General features: G+C 40.8%; 16 protein-coding genes and 1 rRNA gene (1 of these 17 cut by a window edge). 6 read left to right on the forward strand and 11 right to left on the reverse strand.

The features are described from left to right. Window positions 1-68: ribosomal RNA gene (locus DV702_RS07940) — 16S ribosomal RNA — on the reverse strand; it reaches 1,484 nt to the left of the window's first position. Between the two features lie 396 nt (window positions 69-464). Continuing rightward, the gene (locus DV702_RS07945) at window positions 465-1,358 is read right to left on the reverse strand and encodes a DMT family transporter (protein ID WP_114924271.1); all 894 of its coding nucleotides are present in this window, start codon (window positions 1,356-1,358) and stop codon (window positions 465-467) included. A gap of 119 nt (window positions 1,359-1,477) precedes the next feature. Here DV702_RS07945 and DV702_RS07950 point away from each other — a divergent pair, with 119 nt between their 5' ends. After that, a complete protein-coding gene (locus DV702_RS07950; protein WP_114924272.1) occupies window positions 1,478-2,200 on the forward strand; it encodes an MgtC/SapB family protein in 723 nt (240 codons plus the stop codon). A gap of 34 nt (window positions 2,201-2,234) precedes the next feature. Here the strand turns inward: DV702_RS07950 and DV702_RS07955 are convergent, their stop codons facing one another. Further along, the gene (locus DV702_RS07955) at window positions 2,235-3,398 is read right to left on the reverse strand and encodes an iron-containing alcohol dehydrogenase (RefSeq protein ID WP_114924273.1); all 1,164 of its coding nucleotides are present in this window, start codon (window positions 3,396-3,398) and stop codon (window positions 2,235-2,237) included. 104 nt (window positions 3,399-3,502) lie between these two features. Here DV702_RS07955 and DV702_RS07960 point away from each other — a divergent pair, with 104 nt between their 5' ends. Together DV702_RS07960 and DV702_RS16805 are read left to right on the forward strand one after the other, a co-directional pair. Next, on the forward strand, window positions 3,503-3,736 hold the full coding sequence (locus tag DV702_RS07960) for a DUF378 domain-containing protein (RefSeq protein ID WP_114924274.1): 234 nt from the start codon (window positions 3,503-3,505) through the stop codon (window positions 3,734-3,736). A 308-nt stretch (window positions 3,737-4,044) separates the two neighbouring features. After that, a complete protein-coding gene (locus DV702_RS16805) occupies window positions 4,045-4,182 on the forward strand; it encodes a hypothetical protein (protein ID WP_162805749.1) in 138 nt (45 codons plus the stop codon). 128 nt (window positions 4,183-4,310) lie between these two features. Here the strand turns inward: DV702_RS16805 and DV702_RS07965 are convergent, their stop codons facing one another. From DV702_RS07965 to pruA, 3 genes are all read right to left on the reverse strand, one after another. Further along, window positions 4,311-5,555: a Glu/Leu/Phe/Val family dehydrogenase gene (locus DV702_RS07965; RefSeq protein ID WP_114924275.1), complete on the reverse strand. Its 1,245-nt coding sequence runs from the start codon at window positions 5,553-5,555 to the stop codon at window positions 4,311-4,313. A 140-nt stretch (window positions 5,556-5,695) separates the two neighbouring features. Beyond that, on the reverse strand, window positions 5,696-6,889 hold the full coding sequence (locus DV702_RS07970; protein WP_114924276.1) for an ornithine--oxo-acid transaminase: 1,194 nt from the start codon (window positions 6,887-6,889) through the stop codon (window positions 5,696-5,698). A 33-nt stretch (window positions 6,890-6,922) separates the two neighbouring features. Continuing rightward, window positions 6,923-8,467 (reverse strand): L-glutamate gamma-semialdehyde dehydrogenase, encoded by a 1,545-nt coding sequence (pruA, locus tag DV702_RS07975; protein ID WP_114924277.1) that lies wholly within the window; start codon window positions 8,465-8,467, stop codon window positions 6,923-6,925. Between the two features lie 175 nt (window positions 8,468-8,642). Here pruA and DV702_RS07980 point away from each other — a divergent pair, with 175 nt between their 5' ends. Then, window positions 8,643-9,947 carry a sigma 54-interacting transcriptional regulator gene (locus DV702_RS07980; protein ID WP_114924278.1) on the forward strand — a complete coding sequence of 435 codons (1,305 nt, stop codon included), beginning with the start codon at window positions 8,643-8,645 and terminating at the stop codon, window positions 9,945-9,947. 36 nt (window positions 9,948-9,983) lie between these two features. On the opposite strand, the gene yugI is transcribed toward DV702_RS07980, so the two are convergent. The 4 genes from yugI to DV702_RS08000 all read right to left on the reverse strand — a co-directional run bounded on the left by yugI (window position 9,984) and on the right by DV702_RS08000 (window position 11,863). Next, window positions 9,984-10,358: a S1 domain-containing post-transcriptional regulator GSP13 gene (gene yugI / locus DV702_RS07985; RefSeq protein ID WP_114924279.1), complete on the reverse strand. Its 375-nt coding sequence runs from the start codon at window positions 10,356-10,358 to the stop codon at window positions 9,984-9,986. 126 nt (window positions 10,359-10,484) lie between these two features. After that, the gene (locus tag DV702_RS07990) at window positions 10,485-10,745 is read right to left on the reverse strand and encodes a DUF1871 family protein (protein ID WP_114924280.1); all 261 of its coding nucleotides are present in this window, start codon (window positions 10,743-10,745) and stop codon (window positions 10,485-10,487) included. A 284-nt stretch (window positions 10,746-11,029) separates the two neighbouring features. Next, window positions 11,030-11,242 (reverse strand): hypothetical protein, encoded by a 213-nt coding sequence (locus tag DV702_RS07995; protein ID WP_114924281.1) that lies wholly within the window; start codon window positions 11,240-11,242, stop codon window positions 11,030-11,032. A gap of 30 nt (window positions 11,243-11,272) precedes the next feature. Beyond that, window positions 11,273-11,863: a peptidylprolyl isomerase gene (locus DV702_RS08000; protein ID WP_114924282.1), complete on the reverse strand. Its 591-nt coding sequence runs from the start codon at window positions 11,861-11,863 to the stop codon at window positions 11,273-11,275. Between the two features lie 201 nt (window positions 11,864-12,064). On the opposite strand from DV702_RS08000, the gene DV702_RS08005 reads away from it, so the two are divergent. Both DV702_RS08005 and DV702_RS08010 read left to right on the forward strand, forming a co-directional pair. Further along, on the forward strand, window positions 12,065-13,306 hold the full coding sequence (locus DV702_RS08005; protein WP_114924283.1) for an MFS transporter: 1,242 nt from the start codon (window positions 12,065-12,067) through the stop codon (window positions 13,304-13,306). A 234-nt stretch (window positions 13,307-13,540) separates the two neighbouring features. Continuing rightward, complete coding sequence (locus DV702_RS08010) at window positions 13,541-15,394, forward strand: transglycosylase domain-containing protein (protein ID WP_114924284.1); 1,854 nt, start codon at window positions 13,541-13,543, stop codon at window positions 15,392-15,394. Here the strand turns inward: DV702_RS08010 and DV702_RS16810 are convergent. Further along, entirely contained in the window at window positions 15,349-15,669 is a 321-nt protein-coding gene (locus tag DV702_RS16810; RefSeq protein WP_162805750.1) for a hypothetical protein, read from the reverse strand. The two genes, DV702_RS08010 and DV702_RS16810, sit on opposite strands and share 46 nt — an antisense overlap. Between the last annotated feature and the right edge of the window lie 126 nt (window positions 15,670-15,795).

Below are 15,795 nucleotides of genomic sequence, written 5' to 3' on the forward strand. Positions count from 1 at the left end.
CGCTCGACTTGCATGTATTAGGCATGCCGCCAGCGTTCGTCCTGAGCCAGGATCAAACTCTCCATAAGACTGGCAGACGAGCTACTGCAGATTACGTCGTCAGTTTCACTCGCTCAGTCGGTCACGTACGGTAGTACGCTCCCTCTTTCGCTCGATCACTTCCTAGTACTCTACAGCATCTCGTCAGCCAGTAAAACAGAAAATCGATTAGCTCGAATTTCATTTGCTGGCATCATTTAAGATACTCAATTTGTTTGTGTCATGCACAAACTTGTATTTCGTTAACGTTTTGCTGTTCAGTTTTCAAGGTTCGTGTTTTCGCTTCTCATTAAAGCGACTTCCTTATATTACACTTTACGTCACGATCTGTCAATAACTTTTTAAAAGTTATTTTCTAGCGTTTCGTGAACGCCTCAAGCGACAAGAAATAATATACAACATAACTTATATAGAATGCAAGTGTTTTATGGAAAAATTTTTTTCTTTATCGCTTTAAAGTCGATCACGAACAGTAAAATCCCCGTCAGAACAACGATTGCGCCTATGAACTGCGAAAAAGAAATCATTTCTTGAAATACAAAATAAGCAGCGATAGAAGCTATGACCGGTTCAAACAAGATAGCTATAGAGATTACATTTGTACTCACCCATTTGATAGCCCAATTAAATAACGTGTGCCCCAAAAGATTCGGAAGAATGGCTAACGCTAGAAACCAACCCCAATCAGAGGCGGGATATTGTACGAATGATTGCTGAGAACTTAATACATAAAAGAACAATGCAATCGAACTTGCTGAGTACACTAAAAATGTATACGTCACGAGAGAAACTCGCTTCCGTACATCTTGTCCAACTAATAAGTAGGCTGTAATGAATGCACATGCTAACAGGGCTAGCGCATCACCGAATAGTGCTGATCCACTAACTCGAAAATCACCCCAGCTGATAATAACACTGCCGGTCAACGCAATCAATACAGAAATGAACATTTTACCGCTAATGACTTCTTTAAAGAAGAGAGTCGTTCCAGCTAGCGCGAATATTGGTTGTAATGTGACTAGAACGGTTGAACTTGCGACTGACGTATAATTAAGAGATTCAAACCAAAGGATGAAATGAATGGCTAAAAAGATACCGGCAACAGCAGAGAACAACCAATCCTTCTTAGTCAATTCTTTTAGTTCGTGGCGGTAGGAATACAAAAACAACGGAAGCATAATAACTACCGAGAAAAACATACGATAGAATGCAATGACTCCTGCATCAGCTGTTGCTAGTTTTACGAAGATGGCTGACATACCAACTGTTATAACGCCGATCGCAATCATAAGATAAGGATTGGCAAAGGATTTATTCATTAAGAATCACTTCACTTTCATTTCTTCTACTAAATATTAGAAAGTTAAGGCATGATTAATGCGAGTAACGTATGATAGTAGTATATATACTCTACCTTGTCAGTAAAGGAGGACAAACTATGCTCACCATACTAACAGAGTCTTTTAATCTAGAGGCTATCATTAAAATTGCGGTTGCACTTTTTTTAAGTATCATTATAGGTGTTGAACGTGAGATTAAAAAGAAGCCCATTGGTTTAAAAACTAGTGCAGTTATTGCAACCTTCAGTTGTTTGCTAACGATTATCTCAATGGAAGCAGCTTATTTAGTTCCCTCTCGCCATGATATCAATATTACTATGGATCCTCTACGTTTATCCGCACAAATTGTGAGTGGAATCGGATTTCTAGGCGCTGGCGCTATTTTAAGAAGGGATAATGACAATATTACTGGTCTTACAACAGCAGCCATGATTTGGGGAGCCGCTGGAATCGGTATTGCTGTCGGTGCAGGCTTTTATATCGAAGCGCTGTTCACAGTGATAAGCGTGATGCTTGTTATTGAACTTATCGCACCTTTTTTAAGCAAATTTGGACCGCGGCGACTGCGTATGAAAGAAGCAACTTGTATTATTATTATAACGGATAAATCTAAAATCGAATCATTAGTCCAGTATTTACGAAAAGAGAGTATGGAAATCGATCATATGCGTATTCGACAATTTCAAACAACTGATCACAAATATCGACATGAACTGCAATTCAAATTAACAGCCTTTCCCAAAAAGTCTACTTCTTCACTCTATGTAGAACTTACTACGCTGACTTATGTAGAATCTGTTGAGTTAGTAATCTACCCATAAAGTACGCCAAGTCAGCTGACTTGGCGTACTTTTTTTATAAACAAGCTCGCAATAATGTAAGTACTTCTTCTTGAGATAATTGAGCGTATCCGCCTAGCGGTCCGTTAATTGCTGCTTTTTCTGCAATCAGTTCCAACTGACTATCATCAATATTATAATCAGCAAGTGTGACAGGTGCGCCAATTTTCTTCCAATACTCACTTAAACAGTCGATACCTTCCATCGCAATTTCTTCATCTGTTTTTCCAGTCGGATCTACTCCAAACACATTTATTGCCAGTCTTACATATCGCTTAGGATTGCGAGTATATGTTTGTTTCATCCAATGCGGAAACAAAATTGCTAAGCCGCCAGCGTGAGGAATGTCATAGACCGCTGATATCGCATGTTCAATATCATGAGTTCCCCAGTCGCCTCTCGTCCCCATAGATAGGAACCCATTCAATCCCCAAACGCCTGACAGCATCATTGCTTCTCGTAACTCGACATTTTGCGGGTCTTTTACTAACTTCTCCCCTGTCGCCATTACAGAACGCAATGCCGCTTCACACATTTCATCTTGGAATGCTGTATTTTTACCGGTATGAAAATATTGTTCGAAAATATGTGACATCGTATCCACAATTCCATTGATCGTCTGATCCAAGGGTACAGTCAATGTGTAAGCCGGATCCAAAATTGAGAACTTCGGATAATTTAATGGACCACCCCAGCCGTACTTCTCTTGTGTTTCTTCATTTGTAATAACGGATCCCGCGTTCATCTCCGAACTTGTTGCTGTTAACGTCAAGATTGTACCAAATGGCAATGCTTGTTGTGGGCTAGCTTTTCCGATAACTAAGTCCCAGGCATCTCCATCATATTTTGCAGCAGAAGCTATTAACTTTGTACAATCAATTACAGAGCCGCCTCCCGCTGCTAAAATGACATCGATATCATGTTGTTTACAAAGTTCCGCTCCTCTTTTCGCAGTAGACAAGCGTGGGTTCGGTTCTACTCCCGCCATTTCAATTATTTCAAAATTATGAGCCGTCAACAAATTCATAATCTCCTCATACAGCCCGTTACGTTTAATGCTACCGCCTCCGTATACGAGTAACACTTTTTTTCCATAAACAGCGAGTTCATTAGGCAATTTTTGCAACTGATCTTTACCAAAAATTAATTTTGTAGGGTTTTGAAAAACGAATGTAGTCATGAGTATACCTCCTCTTTCTTATCTCTATTATGAAAAAGATGTATTTACGATGCAAGTATAGTGTTTCGAAAATCGGGTGATACTATGTAATAGGAGGAGATACTATGGAAACACTGCAAAAACTTGCGTTAGCTATTACTGTGATTGGCGCATTAAACTGGGGAGTTGTCGGAATTTTCAAGTTCGATGTAATCGCTCAATTAACACAAGGAGCCTATCAGCCAATAGCAAGATTTTTATACATTCTAATCGGACTATCTGGATTGATTACCCTCGGGGTGTTATTCAGCTATTGGCAAAAAACTGATGACACTGTACCTATTCAAACAGTAGAGTAAAAAAGAGGCTGTCTAGAAAGTCAGTGAGAACTAAGTTTCTGTGACAGCCCTTTTTCTCATGAAACGAATAGAAGAATCCTCTCTTCGCCGTTCCTTTCCGTTCCAGGCGGACGCGTTCGGGAGGGGTCGCGGTGAACCATACCGCTCCGCTAGCGATACGCCGGATGTTTCACCTGTCGACCTGATCCTCCCCCAGTCGCCGCCTGGAACGAAAATCCACTCGATATCTTGCTTCAAATAGGTACAAAAAATCGCCCTTTCTAGTAGAATAAAGTTACCAAACCCACTCTACGAAAGGACGATTTTTTATGCGCAATCCAAAGATTACTTACGAACAGTACACCACAGAACAACTCACTTTTTCTATAGAAGAACATACGGTATCGCTCCGTGGCCTTGAAAAGGTTCATACGGAGTTCGGAATCGTCGCAATGGTTCACAGTTGAAAGTAGCGTGCATCCGCCGGCTACTTTCAACTGTGAACGACCACAAACCAAAATCAGGCAGCGAAAAACGATTCGTTTTTCGCTGCCTGATTTATATTAGGGACTTATTGGACAGCCCCTTTTACTGTTTATACCCAACCGCGGAATCGACTTGCTTCAGCAGTTTTGCGAACACCGTACATATATGCCGCTAAACGCATATCTATATTACGTGTCGTTGCTACATTATAAACGTTTTCAAATGCTGTAACCATCTTATCCGTCATTCGTTCACGTACTTCATCTTCTGTCCAGTAGTAGCCCATATTGTTCTGAACCCATTCAAAGTAGGACACTGTTACGCCGCCCGCACTCGCTAATACGTCAGGAACTAATAGAATACCACGATCTGTCAAAATCTTTGTTGCTTCAGATGTCGTTGGACCGTTTGCTGCCTCCACGACGATACTCGCTTTAATATTATGAGCATTGCTTTCAGTAATTTGGTTTTCAATCGCGGCAGGAACTAAAATATCACAATCTAATTCAAGCAATTCCGCATTTGTTAACGTATTGTCGAATAGTGTAGTAACTGTTCCGAAGCTATCGCGACGATCAAGTAAGTAATCAATATCCAAACCGTTCGGATCATGTAAAGCACCGTAAGCATCAGAAATTCCGATAACTTTCGCACCTGAATCATGAAGAAACTTAGATAAGAAGCTACCTGCGTTACCGAAACCTTGAACGATGACGCGTGCACCTTTCATATCGATATTACGACGTTTTGCTGCTTCATTAATGATAATTGTTACACCTTCTGCAGTTGCACGGTCACGACCGTGAGATCCACCTAGCACAACCGGCTTTCCTGTAATAAATCCAGGAGAGTTAAATTCGTCGATTTTACTGTACTCGTCCATCATCCAAGCCATGATTTGTGAGTTTGTGAAAACGTCTGGTGCTGGGATATCCTTTGCAGGTCCCATTACTTGACTAAGCGCTCGTACGTATCCACGACTCAAACGCTCCAATTCGCCCATTGACATTTCACGTGGATCACAGATAATCCCACCTTTACCGCCGCCGTAAGGTAAGTCTACGATACCAGCTTTTAGCGTCATCCACATGGAAAGCGCTTTTACTTCATCAGCACTTACACCAGGGTGGAAACGTACTCCGCCTTTAGTAGGTCCTACTGCGTCGTTATGCTGACAACGGTATCCAGTAAACACTTTTACTTTGCCGTCATCCATACGGATAGGAATTCTAACTTCCACCATACGTAGTGGTTCTTTAAGTAGTTCATACATTCCTTCATCATAGCCTAACTTTTCAAGTGCTTCTTTGATGACAACTTGCGTAGACGTAAATAGATTCAGGTTTTCTGTCATTGTATGGTTCGCCTCTTTATTTGGTATTGTCTTTCTCGCCCACATTATAACATGCGGAGTTTGATTTATCCACCCATCAATTTCAAAGCTTTTCCGAATTTTTTCAGAATAACTATAAAAACGTCAGGGTGGGCTATTTATTAGTTAGAGAATACAGAACGGATTTTTTCTAATGCCCAGTCTAATTCTTCTTTTTCAATGATAAGAGGTGGTGCAAAGCGAATAACTGTATCATGCGTTTCTTTACACAGAAGACCAAGTTCTTTTAATTTTTCACAGTATGGACGTGCTTCTTCTGTCAATTCCATACCAATGAATAGTCCGCGACCACGCACTTCTTTAATAGACGGGTGAGAGATTTTCTTCAATTCGTCCATGAAGTAATTACCTAGTTCTTCGGATTTTTTAGCTAACTCTTCGTCTTCTAGTACTTCAAGTGCAGCAATGGAAACAGCACATGCCATTGGGTTCCCACCAAATGTAGAACCGTGTGAACCTGGATTGAATACGCCTAGAATGTCATCATTAGCAAGCACGCAAGAGATCGGGAATACTCCGCCACCTAGTGCTTTTCCAAGAATATACATATCAGGTGTTACATCTTCATATTCACATGCGAACATTTTTCCTGTACGGCATAGACCTGCCTGAATTTCGTCCGCAATAAATAGAACATTTTCTTTTTTACAAAGCTCAGAAACTTGCTTCAAGAAACCTTCTGGAGGAATAATGATCCCTGCTTCACCTTGGATAGGCTCCATTAAGAATGCTGCTGTATTTGGAGTAATCGCTGCTTTCAACGCTTCGATATCGCCGTATTCTACTAGCTTAATGCCAGGTAGTAGTGGACCATATCCGCGTTTGTATTCTGCATCTGATGATAATGAAACAGCTCCTAATGTACGGCCGTGGAAGTTACCGACACACGCAATGATTTCTGCATGATCGTCTTCTACACCTTTTACATCATACGCCCAACGACGAGCTGCTTTAAGAGCAGTTTCAACCGCTTCAGCACCTGTGTTCATTGGTAGAACCATATTTTTGCCAGAAAGTTTAGCGATCTTTTCATACCATGGACCTAATTGGTCGTTGTGGAATGCGCGTGAAGTTAATGTTACACGGTCCGCTTGATCTTTCAGCGCTTGAACGATTTTCGGATGACGGTGGCCCTGGTTAACAGCTGAGTACGCTGCAAGCATATCCATATATTTATTGCCTTCTGGATCTTTTACCCAAACACCTTCCGCTTCCGCAATGACGATCGGAAGTGGATGGTAGTTGTTCGCACCGTATTTTTGCGTTTGGTCGATAATCTTCGTTGATTTTGTCATATTATTACACTCCTCTATATACAATTGATGTTCTTAAAGCATTTCTGAAGTTGTTTTACCTTGCATATGCAATTGTAAGTAATCTGGTCCGCCTGCTTTTGAGTCCGTACCTGACATGTTGAATCCACCAAACGGCTGGTATCCTACGATCGCACCTGTACAACCTCTGTTGAAGTACAAGTTTCCAACGTGGAAATCTTCACGTGCCTGTTCGATATGGTCACGGTTTTTCGTAATAACAGCACCAGTTAAACCGTAGTCTGTATCATTCGCAAATTCGATAGCTTCTGTGAATGAAGATGCTTTAGAAATCGCAACTACTGGGCCAAAAATTTCTTCTTGAGAAATGCGGGCAGTTGGATCTACATCAGCAAATACTGTTGGAGCAACAAAGAATCCTTTAGAGTCATCGCCTGTTCCACCTGCAATTAGACGACCTTCATTTTTCCCAATTTCAATATACTCCATTACTTTGTTGTATGCAGCTTGGTCAATAACAGGTCCTGCTAGGTTATTGCCGTCTTCAGGGTTACCCCATTTGAATTCATTCGTAATCTCTTCGACACGCTTCACTACTTCATCGTAAACATCTTCGTGGATGATCGCACGTGAACATGCTGAACATTTCTGTCCGCTGAAACCGAATGAAGATTTAACGATAGATTGTGCCGCAAGTTCTAAATCTGCTTCATTGTCAACTACAATCGTATCTTTACCACCCATTTCTGCAATTACACGCTTCAACCAGATTTGGCCGTCGTGTACTTTTGCAGCACGTTCGAAAATGCGTGTTCCGACTTCACGTGATCCTGTGAATGAAACAAAACGTGTAGATGGGTGATCTACTAAATAGTCTCCGATTTCTGAACCAGATCCCGGAATATAGTTCACTGCACCTTTAGGCATACCTGCTTCTTCTAGTACTTCCATAAACTTATATGCAACTACTGTAGTTGTTGAAGCTGGCTTCAATAGTACTGTGTTACCTGTAACCAATGCTCCAACAGTTGTTCCAGCCATAATAGCAAAAGCAAAGTTCCAAGGAGAAATGACAACACCTACTCCTAGTGGTACGTAATCGAAACGGTTGTACTCGCCTGGTCTGCTTTCTACTGGCATACCATCTTTAAGCTCTAACATTTGGCGACCATAGTATTCTAGGAAGTCAATTCCTTCTGCCACATCTGCATCCGCTTCGTTCCAAGGCTTCCCAGCTTCTTTTGTAAGTAATGCAGAGAATTCGAATTTACGGCGTCTAACGATTGCTGCTGCTTTGAACAATACATCAGCGCGTTGTTCTGGTTTTACTTTTCTCCATGTTTTGAATGTTTCCTTTGCAGTCTCCATTGCTTTTTCAGCTAATTCGCGACTTGCTTGAGATACATTACCAATTAGTTCTTCTTTATTTGAAGGGTTAGTCGAAGCTAACTTCTTATCCGTCATGATGCGTTCGCCGCCAATGATCAACGGGTAATCTTGTCCTAGGTAACTTTCAACTAGTTTCAAGCCCTCTTCATATGCTTTGCGGTTGTCCTCGTTTGTAAAATCTGTGAATGGTTCGTGTTTGTATGGAATCATTAGTAATCAAATCCTCCTTCATATTTTGAACGCAAAAATAATTTGCGTTTGTTTACGTTTACATTTATAATAATGCAAGAAACTGTTGCACTTTGCAAGTGTTTTGCTAAAAAAAGTTTTCTTTTTGCTGAAATTGATGTTTTTTATAATGATTTTTCCGAGGAAGGTGTACTATATGAGCACAAATGATACGCTAGTTGCCATTTGCAACCAATTCGCTGTGGATCACGCCAACATCGGCATACACGCTGTTGATCAAAACGGTAGAACGATTATTTATAACCGCAAAATGAAAGAAATTGAAGGATTAAATTTAGAAGAAGTGAAAGATCGTTCTCTATTAGAATTATTTAATTTTGATACAAATGAGAGTACGCTATTGAATGTTTTGCAAAGCGGGCAACCGTCATTACACGTTAAACAAACCTATTGGAACAGAAAAGATATGGAAATTACAACGATGAATGATACATATCCCGTCTACTATGCAGATAAATTGCTCGGTGCTATTGAATTTGCGCAAGATATAACCGCATTGGAGAAATACGTTTTGCAGCCATTGCGCCGAACGAGTAGACCTATGACATTCGATCAAATTACAGCCGAATCCGATACTATGAAGTCAGTTATTTCAACCGCAAAAAAAGCAGCGGATGCAGGCTTACCTGTCTTACTCATTGGTGAAACCGGTGTAGGTAAAGATCATATCGCAGAAGGTATTCATCACGCTTCGCCTGTGGCAGACCGAATATTTCATACGTTTCACTGTTTACATACAGATGCAGATGTTATACAGCGATTAGAGCAGCTGCTAGTGGAACAGCCCGATATGACGTTATTTTGCGAACGCATTGATCGCTTATCCATTCCATTACAACAAAGACTCGTACATGTTTTGCAACAGGCGAGCACAAGCCACCAATTTATCGCAAGTATTGGTGATGACCCTGTTGAATTAATCGCATCAGGGGCATTGGTGAAAGAGCTTTATTACTTTTTTGCTTCTTTTGCGATTAGAATCCCTCCTTTACGGAAACGGCCTGAAGATATTCTACCTTTTGTTCAAGCTTACATTACGAGTAGACAAGAAATGCTTGGAACAGCTTTATCAGCAGTTGATGATGAAGTTACAGAACTATTCGAAGGATATAGCTGGCCAGGCAATTTACGCGAGCTAGAACTTTTACTCGATGAAGTGTCGTCGATGTGGGCAATGGAAGAGACATTAACAGAAGAAATGTTGCCTTTGCAATTCCGTGCCAAAGTAGACGGGACTTCTACTACAGAATCACAACCTAGCGACTTTCTTATTCAAAGCGAATCAAAATTAGTACCTCTAGATCGGTATTTACGTGAAGCAGAAACGTATTATTTAGAAAAAGCGATGAAATTGCATGAAGGCAATATTACAAAAACAGCAAATGCTCTCGGTATGAGCAGGCAAAACTTACAATATCGCTTGAAAAAATTGCAAAACTAAAAAATCACGGGAGCCGCTATTGGCTCCCGTGATTTTTTAGTGACCGGATTGTTCGATCCAATCTTTTAATTTATCTTTTAGTGAGTTAAAGCCATCCGCATCTTGTTGATCCACACGCTCTTGTAAAGACTGACGTGGACGCTGATGATTCAGGTAGGAACTCGGTGGTTCTTGTAATGCACGTATAGATAGACTAATTTTACTTGCACCGTCATCTATGTCCAATACTTTTACTCGCACTTCTTGCCCCACTTCTAAAAACTCGTGAATATCTTTGACAAAACCATACGTAATTTCAGAGATATGCACTAATCCTTGCGTGGAAGCGTCTAATGCTACAAACGCACCGTACGGTTGGATTCCGGTAATTTTTCCGATTAGCTCATCTCCTACTGCAAATTTGTGAGACATGCAAAACAGCTCCCAATCTATAGTAGTATCTAGTCTGCCACTCAGGCCGTTTCATAGTATATCATATTTTAAAGAGTTGAACAAAAAACCACTATAGCCTATAGTGGTTTTTTGTTACTTATAGCATTAGACAATGGATTTAGCCTCGTATTTTACAGCGAGTAACTTATAAGAGATATCCATACATTTCTCTAAAGGTATCCAAATTTCATAGGAATGTTCATAGACCTCACGAATACGTTTCGCTAGATCAGTCGGATGATCAACACGTTGAAGTTCTGTGACAACATTTGTAATTTCCGAGTCGTATCCATCTTCTCCTGTTTGGAAAGGATCCCATTCCTTAAGCAACAAGACCGCTCTTTTGTTCATTTCCATCGTTTGCATAATTCGTCACCTGATTTGTATTTTCTTTTTATCATAGCACAGCCCACTAAAAGAACAAAGAAAGATGCCACATTTTCGACAAATTTAAAATACCCTCACATATTTTTCGTTCAGTGTCCACTTGATCTCCTAGGGTTCCCTTAATCATTCATCCTACTTCTGACGATACGGACACACCATCATGATTCGTCTTCGTAAAAAAATCGTTTATTGCAATGGTTTCATTTCAACTAAAAAAACTGTAGATCATCCTAGAATACAAAAGGATGTCTACAGTTTTTAATTTATTCTACAGGATGTTGACTTTGTTGACGTTCTTTTAAAATACGTTGTTCAAGCTCTTTCGTTTCTTCTTCTTGCCGTTTAGATTTTTTGATGATCCAACGAAATACGAACAACATCAGCGTCATAAAAATAACGAATGATATAGCTGCCGGGATATATTCTGTTTTATCTTCAGGAAAATATAGGAACGGCATTAATAAAACGAAATCCATGCTAGTTTCCCCCTATTTGATACTTCAGGTTTATTTTTGAAGGATCTCGATAGATTCGATTGAAATGTCTTCTTTAGGCTTATTGTCGCGATTACACTTAACACCTGCAATAGCGTCTACAACATCCATACCTTCGATCACTTGACCAAATACTGTATGGCGTTGATCTAAATGTGGTGTACCGCCGTTTGCTGCATATGCCTCTGCAATTTCTTCAGGCCAGCCGCCTTTTTTCAGCTGATCAGGTGATGCGCCAGCTAAACCAGCGTTTTGAACGATGAAAAATTGACTTCCATTCGTATTCGGTCCTGCGTTAGCCATTGATAATGCCCCGCGAATGTTGAATAGGTCCATTGTGAATTCATCTTCGAACGTGTTACCGAAAATACTTTCTCCACCTATCCCAGTTCCTGTAGGATCTCCACCTTGAATCATGAAATCAGGAATAACGCGATGGAAAATAATACCGTTATAATAATCGTTTTCTGCATGTGTCAAGAAGTTCTCCACGGTCTTTGGTGCTTGTTCTTTAAACAGCTTTATTTTGATCGGTCCCATTGTCGTATTCATGACAACGAGTGCTTCGTTTTCTGCTACTTCATTTGATAGTTGTGGATACATGGAATTCCTCCTCTAATTTACGTGCAAGTTTATACTATTTCATTTTGTCTTGTACATGAAAACAGTCTACCATAAACGATCAGGAATTTCGATATTTCTACTTGTGACAGTTAGTTGACAGCTCGTAAGCAATATGGTTTCCTTCGCTTACCGAATTGTTTTATACTACAACGTATACAAAATTATAAGGGTGGTCCTATTTTGAGTAGACATAAAAAGAATTTTATTATCATCTGGGTGACCAACTTCCTTGTAGCAGGTACGATGACGATGATTATGCCTTTTCTGTCGTTATATATAGAGACATTCGGAGACTTTTCCGAAGAATATGTTCAAAAGTGGGCAGGCTTGATTTTTGGAGCCACATTCATCACAGCATTGATTATGTCGCCTATTTGGGGTCGATTTGCCGATCGTTACGGATTTAAGCCTATTTTGCTTATCAATGGTTTTGGTATAGCAATTTCAGTGTTTTTAATGGGTTTTGTAGATTCAGTAGGTGCCTTTCTCGTGTTGCGATTAGTTAACGGATTGGTCACTGGTTTCTTACCTACCTCTTTAGCTTTTATTTCGTCACAAACTCCGCGCGAGCAAGCGGGAAAAATGCTTGGCACATTACAGATGGGCGGCGTGGCGGGAATGTTGTTCGGTCCCGTTTTAGGTGGATTGATGGCGGATAGTTTCGGTTTCAGCTATACATTCATAATTACGTCGGTATCTGTCGTTATTGCAGCATTACTTGTTCTGGTCGGTATTAAAGAAGAACATCGCGTCAAGACGAGAAAAGTTGTAGCGTATTCACGAAAAGTCATTTTAGGTGGACTTTTCAAACACCGTTTAATGTTCAACGTGATGATTGTTACGACATTGATACAAGTTGGGAACTTTAGTATTCAGCCTTTACTTTCACTCTATGTAGCCGATTTAACTCATGCTGCAACGAATGTAGCCTTTCTCGCTGGATTAACATTCAGTGCAACTGGTCTTGGAAATTTACTGTTTGCACGTATGTGGGGGAAATTTGGAGATGACTTTGGTTATGAAAAAGTACTAGGCGTATTACTCATACTGTCTTTCGTCTTTATCATTCCACAAGCGTTTGTTTCTTCTTTATGGCAACTAGTTCTTTTGCGCTTCTTATTTGGTATTTCAACTGGCGGAATGATTCCTATTACTACAGCTCTCGTCAGACGTGAAGCCCCACTGGAAGTACAAGGGGAAGTAATGGGCTATAATACTAGCTTCCGTTTCCTCGGTAATATTATCGGTCCGATGTTCGGGGGTATCGTCAGCGGCTATATCGGTATCCCGGCGGTCTTTATCGTTACAGGCGCGTTGTTCGTCATCGGGTATATGTTTCTGACGTATGCTATGAAACGTCCGACTCAAGATTTCGAACATTACTTGGAAGATCAACAAGTCGCAGCAAATCAAAAAGTTTAAATCTCGCTCAATCTGTAGACTGTGGACAAACCGTTTTATACGTGTTTGTTCACAGTTTTTTTGTGATAAATAACAGGACTAAGCGATTCTTATTTTACTTGCAAATAACGTTTTACGTATGAGATCTACAATAGCTCATCGGTTTAATAATTCTGTTTTCTCTCATTCTTTGGAAATTCATGTTATATTTCATGCAATACAATTTGAATTTTTCACGGGTAAGGAGGGTGTCTGTTGAGGCAGCTACTCGGTTTATTGATAACGATCGCTTGTGTTCCACTCTTATTATTTATTCAAAATAAAATACAAGCCGAAGCGGTACAAACGGAAACTCTTCACGAAAATATTCGGGAAGCCGTGCAACTGCAAGCCCCCGTTATTGTAGCACCTGTACAAATGAAAGACCGCTACGGACAAATGTTTGCTGAAGAGTACGTCGAATGGCGACGACCGACAGATTTGAAAGATATGACATTTTTCACACGGCAACTATTTTTGCAAAGTGAAGACCGTACGTTTTATGAACATCGAGGGTATGATATCGCGGCTATTATTCGTGCATTTACAATCAATGCGGCGGCAGATGATAAACGACAAGGCGCCTCCACGATTACTCAACAAGTGGTTCGTATGCGTTATTTAACTACCGAGAAAACATATGAGCGGAAATTTAAGGAGTTATTTCTAGCTGCTGAATTGGAAAAACAGTCTTCTAAAGACGATATTTTAGAAATGTATTTGAATGAAATGTATTTCGGACATCGCGTATATGGATTAGGCGGAGCAGCCACTTACTATTTCAGCAAACCTCTTGAAAAATTAAACGAAGGGGAAATTGCATTTTTAGCTGCAATTCCGAATAACCCTGCTCTTTATGATCCATTGAAACACTTCGATCGGACAAAGGAACGTCAAGAACGTCTGCTGAACGTGCTTGTCAAACAGCAAATCATTACAGAAGAGCAATATGAAGAATACATACACTTGCCTATTCGGCTGCATGTGAAGAAAAAAGAACAAGATTTTCCTATGTATAGTTCGTATGTCTTGGATGAACTTAAACAATTGATTGCACGTTCTGAAGGATTAGAAGCCTCTCTAGCAAAATCAAAAACACCTGAGGAAAAACAGCGCTGGCAACAAGTGATTACTCAACGAGCGAATGAAATCACTGGACAAGGATTGATCATTGAAACAGCGCTAAATCCAACGAAACAGCAACATGATGAAAATAGGTTGTCAGCACTTATCGGCAATCGTGGGGTACAAGCAGGCGCTGCAATTATAGACAATAATACGCGCGAAATTGTCAGTTTGTACGCGGGCGCAGGCTATAAGAAAACGGACTTTAATCGTTCTTACCAAGCCGTTCGCCAGCCTGGATCCGCAATCAAGCCGTTGCTCGTTTACGCGCCATTCTTTGAAAGCGGTCCATTCCATGCGGATACGCCAATTAATAGCAGTAATATTTGTATACAAGGCTATTGCCCGCGAAATTTCGGAAACTATCAATTTGGCACAACATCCATTCGCGAAGCATTTACGAATAGTTACAATACGACAGCTGTTCGCTTATTGCAGCGCGTTGGTATAGAACAGGCTTTCGCTTATTTGAAACCTTTTCACTTTCAACATGTATCAGAAGACGACTATAGCTATCCAGCTGCACTAGGCGGGTTTTCAAAAGGAGTCACGCCATTGGAGTTAGCTAGTGCGACAACCAGTTTCTTGGACGGTATGTATTCCCCCCCCCATGCGATTCGCGCTGTAAAAGACTTGGACGGTAATCTTTTATACAAATGGGACGAATCACCGAAAAATATCTGGTCCGGCTCTACAGTTAAAAGCATCCGCTCCCTCATGCAGGATGTCGTACGAAACGGTACAGGTAAAGGTATTACCTATTCGACAAACTATACCGGAGCGAAAACAGGCACAACAGATGCCTTCAAAGATTTATGGGTAATCGGGATGAACGATCACTATACATCTGCGGTATGGATCGGATATGACAAACCAACCCCCATCCCTGCAATACGAGATCAAAAATTACACCTTCGTGCATTCTCAGCTACGATGCGCGAGTAACTCGCTATGAGCGGAAGTGGCAATTCTATGAGCGCGAACACTCTCGCTATGAGCGGAAGTGGCAATTCTATGAGCGCGAACACTCTCGCTATGAGCGGAAGTGGCAATTCTATGAGCGCGAGCACTCTCGCTATGAGCGGAAGTGGCAATTCTATGAGCGCGAACACTCTCGCTATGAGCGGAAGCGGCAATTCTATGAGCGCGAACACTCTCGCTATGAGCGGAAGTGGCAATTCTATGAGCGCAAGCACTCTCGCTATGAGCGGAAGTGGCAATTCTATGAGCGCGGCCTCTCTAAACTTTCAGAACCTTAATCCATCAAATAATCTGTCTTCACAAGAAAAGGACTATCACAGAAAATCAGACACCACTGACTTTCTGCATAGTCCTTTTTTAAATTT

This window comes from Sporosarcina sp. PTS2304, assembly GCF_003351785.1.
Classification (GTDB): Bacteria; Bacillota; Bacilli; order Bacillales_A; family Planococcaceae; genus Sporosarcina.

Coding starts and splice junctions, on each gene's coding strand:
- yugI (WP_114924279.1), bottom strand. CDS start 10,358: ATGTCTCACAAATTTGCAGTAGGAGATGAGCTAATCGGAAAAATTACC.
- DV702_RS08000 (WP_114924282.1), bottom strand. CDS start 11,863: ATGTATCCACAACTATCAAATGAAGTAGCAGAAAACGAAGCACTCGTT.
- pruA (WP_114924277.1), bottom strand. CDS start 8,467: ATGATTCCATACAAACACGAACCATTCACAGATTTTACAAACGAGGAC.
- DV702_RS07950 (WP_114924272.1), top strand. CDS start 1,478: ATGCTCACCATACTAACAGAGTCTTTTAATCTAGAGGCTATCATTAAA.
- DV702_RS07960 (WP_114924274.1), top strand. CDS start 3,503: ATGGAAACACTGCAAAAACTTGCGTTAGCTATTACTGTGATTGGCGCA.
- DV702_RS07990 (WP_114924280.1), bottom strand. CDS start 10,745: ATGCAAACGATGGAAATGAACAAAAGAGCGGTCTTGTTGCTTAAGGAA.
- DV702_RS07995 (WP_114924281.1), bottom strand. CDS start 11,242: ATGGATTTCGTTTTATTAATGCCGTTCCTATATTTTCCTGAAGATAAA.
- DV702_RS07955 (WP_114924273.1), bottom strand. CDS start 3,398: ATGACTACATTCGTTTTTCAAAACCCTACAAAATTAATTTTTGGTAAA.
- DV702_RS16805 (WP_162805749.1), top strand. CDS start 4,045: ATGCGCAATCCAAAGATTACTTACGAACAGTACACCACAGAACAACTC.
- DV702_RS07965 (WP_114924275.1), bottom strand. CDS start 5,555: ATGACAGAAAACCTGAATCTATTTACGTCTACGCAAGTTGTCATCAAA.
- DV702_RS07980 (WP_114924278.1), top strand. CDS start 8,643: ATGAGCACAAATGATACGCTAGTTGCCATTTGCAACCAATTCGCTGTG.
- DV702_RS07970 (WP_114924276.1), bottom strand. CDS start 6,889: ATGACAAAATCAACGAAGATTATCGACCAAACGCAAAAATACGGTGCG.
- DV702_RS07945 (WP_114924271.1), bottom strand. CDS start 1,358: ATGAATAAATCCTTTGCCAATCCTTATCTTATGATTGCGATCGGCGTT.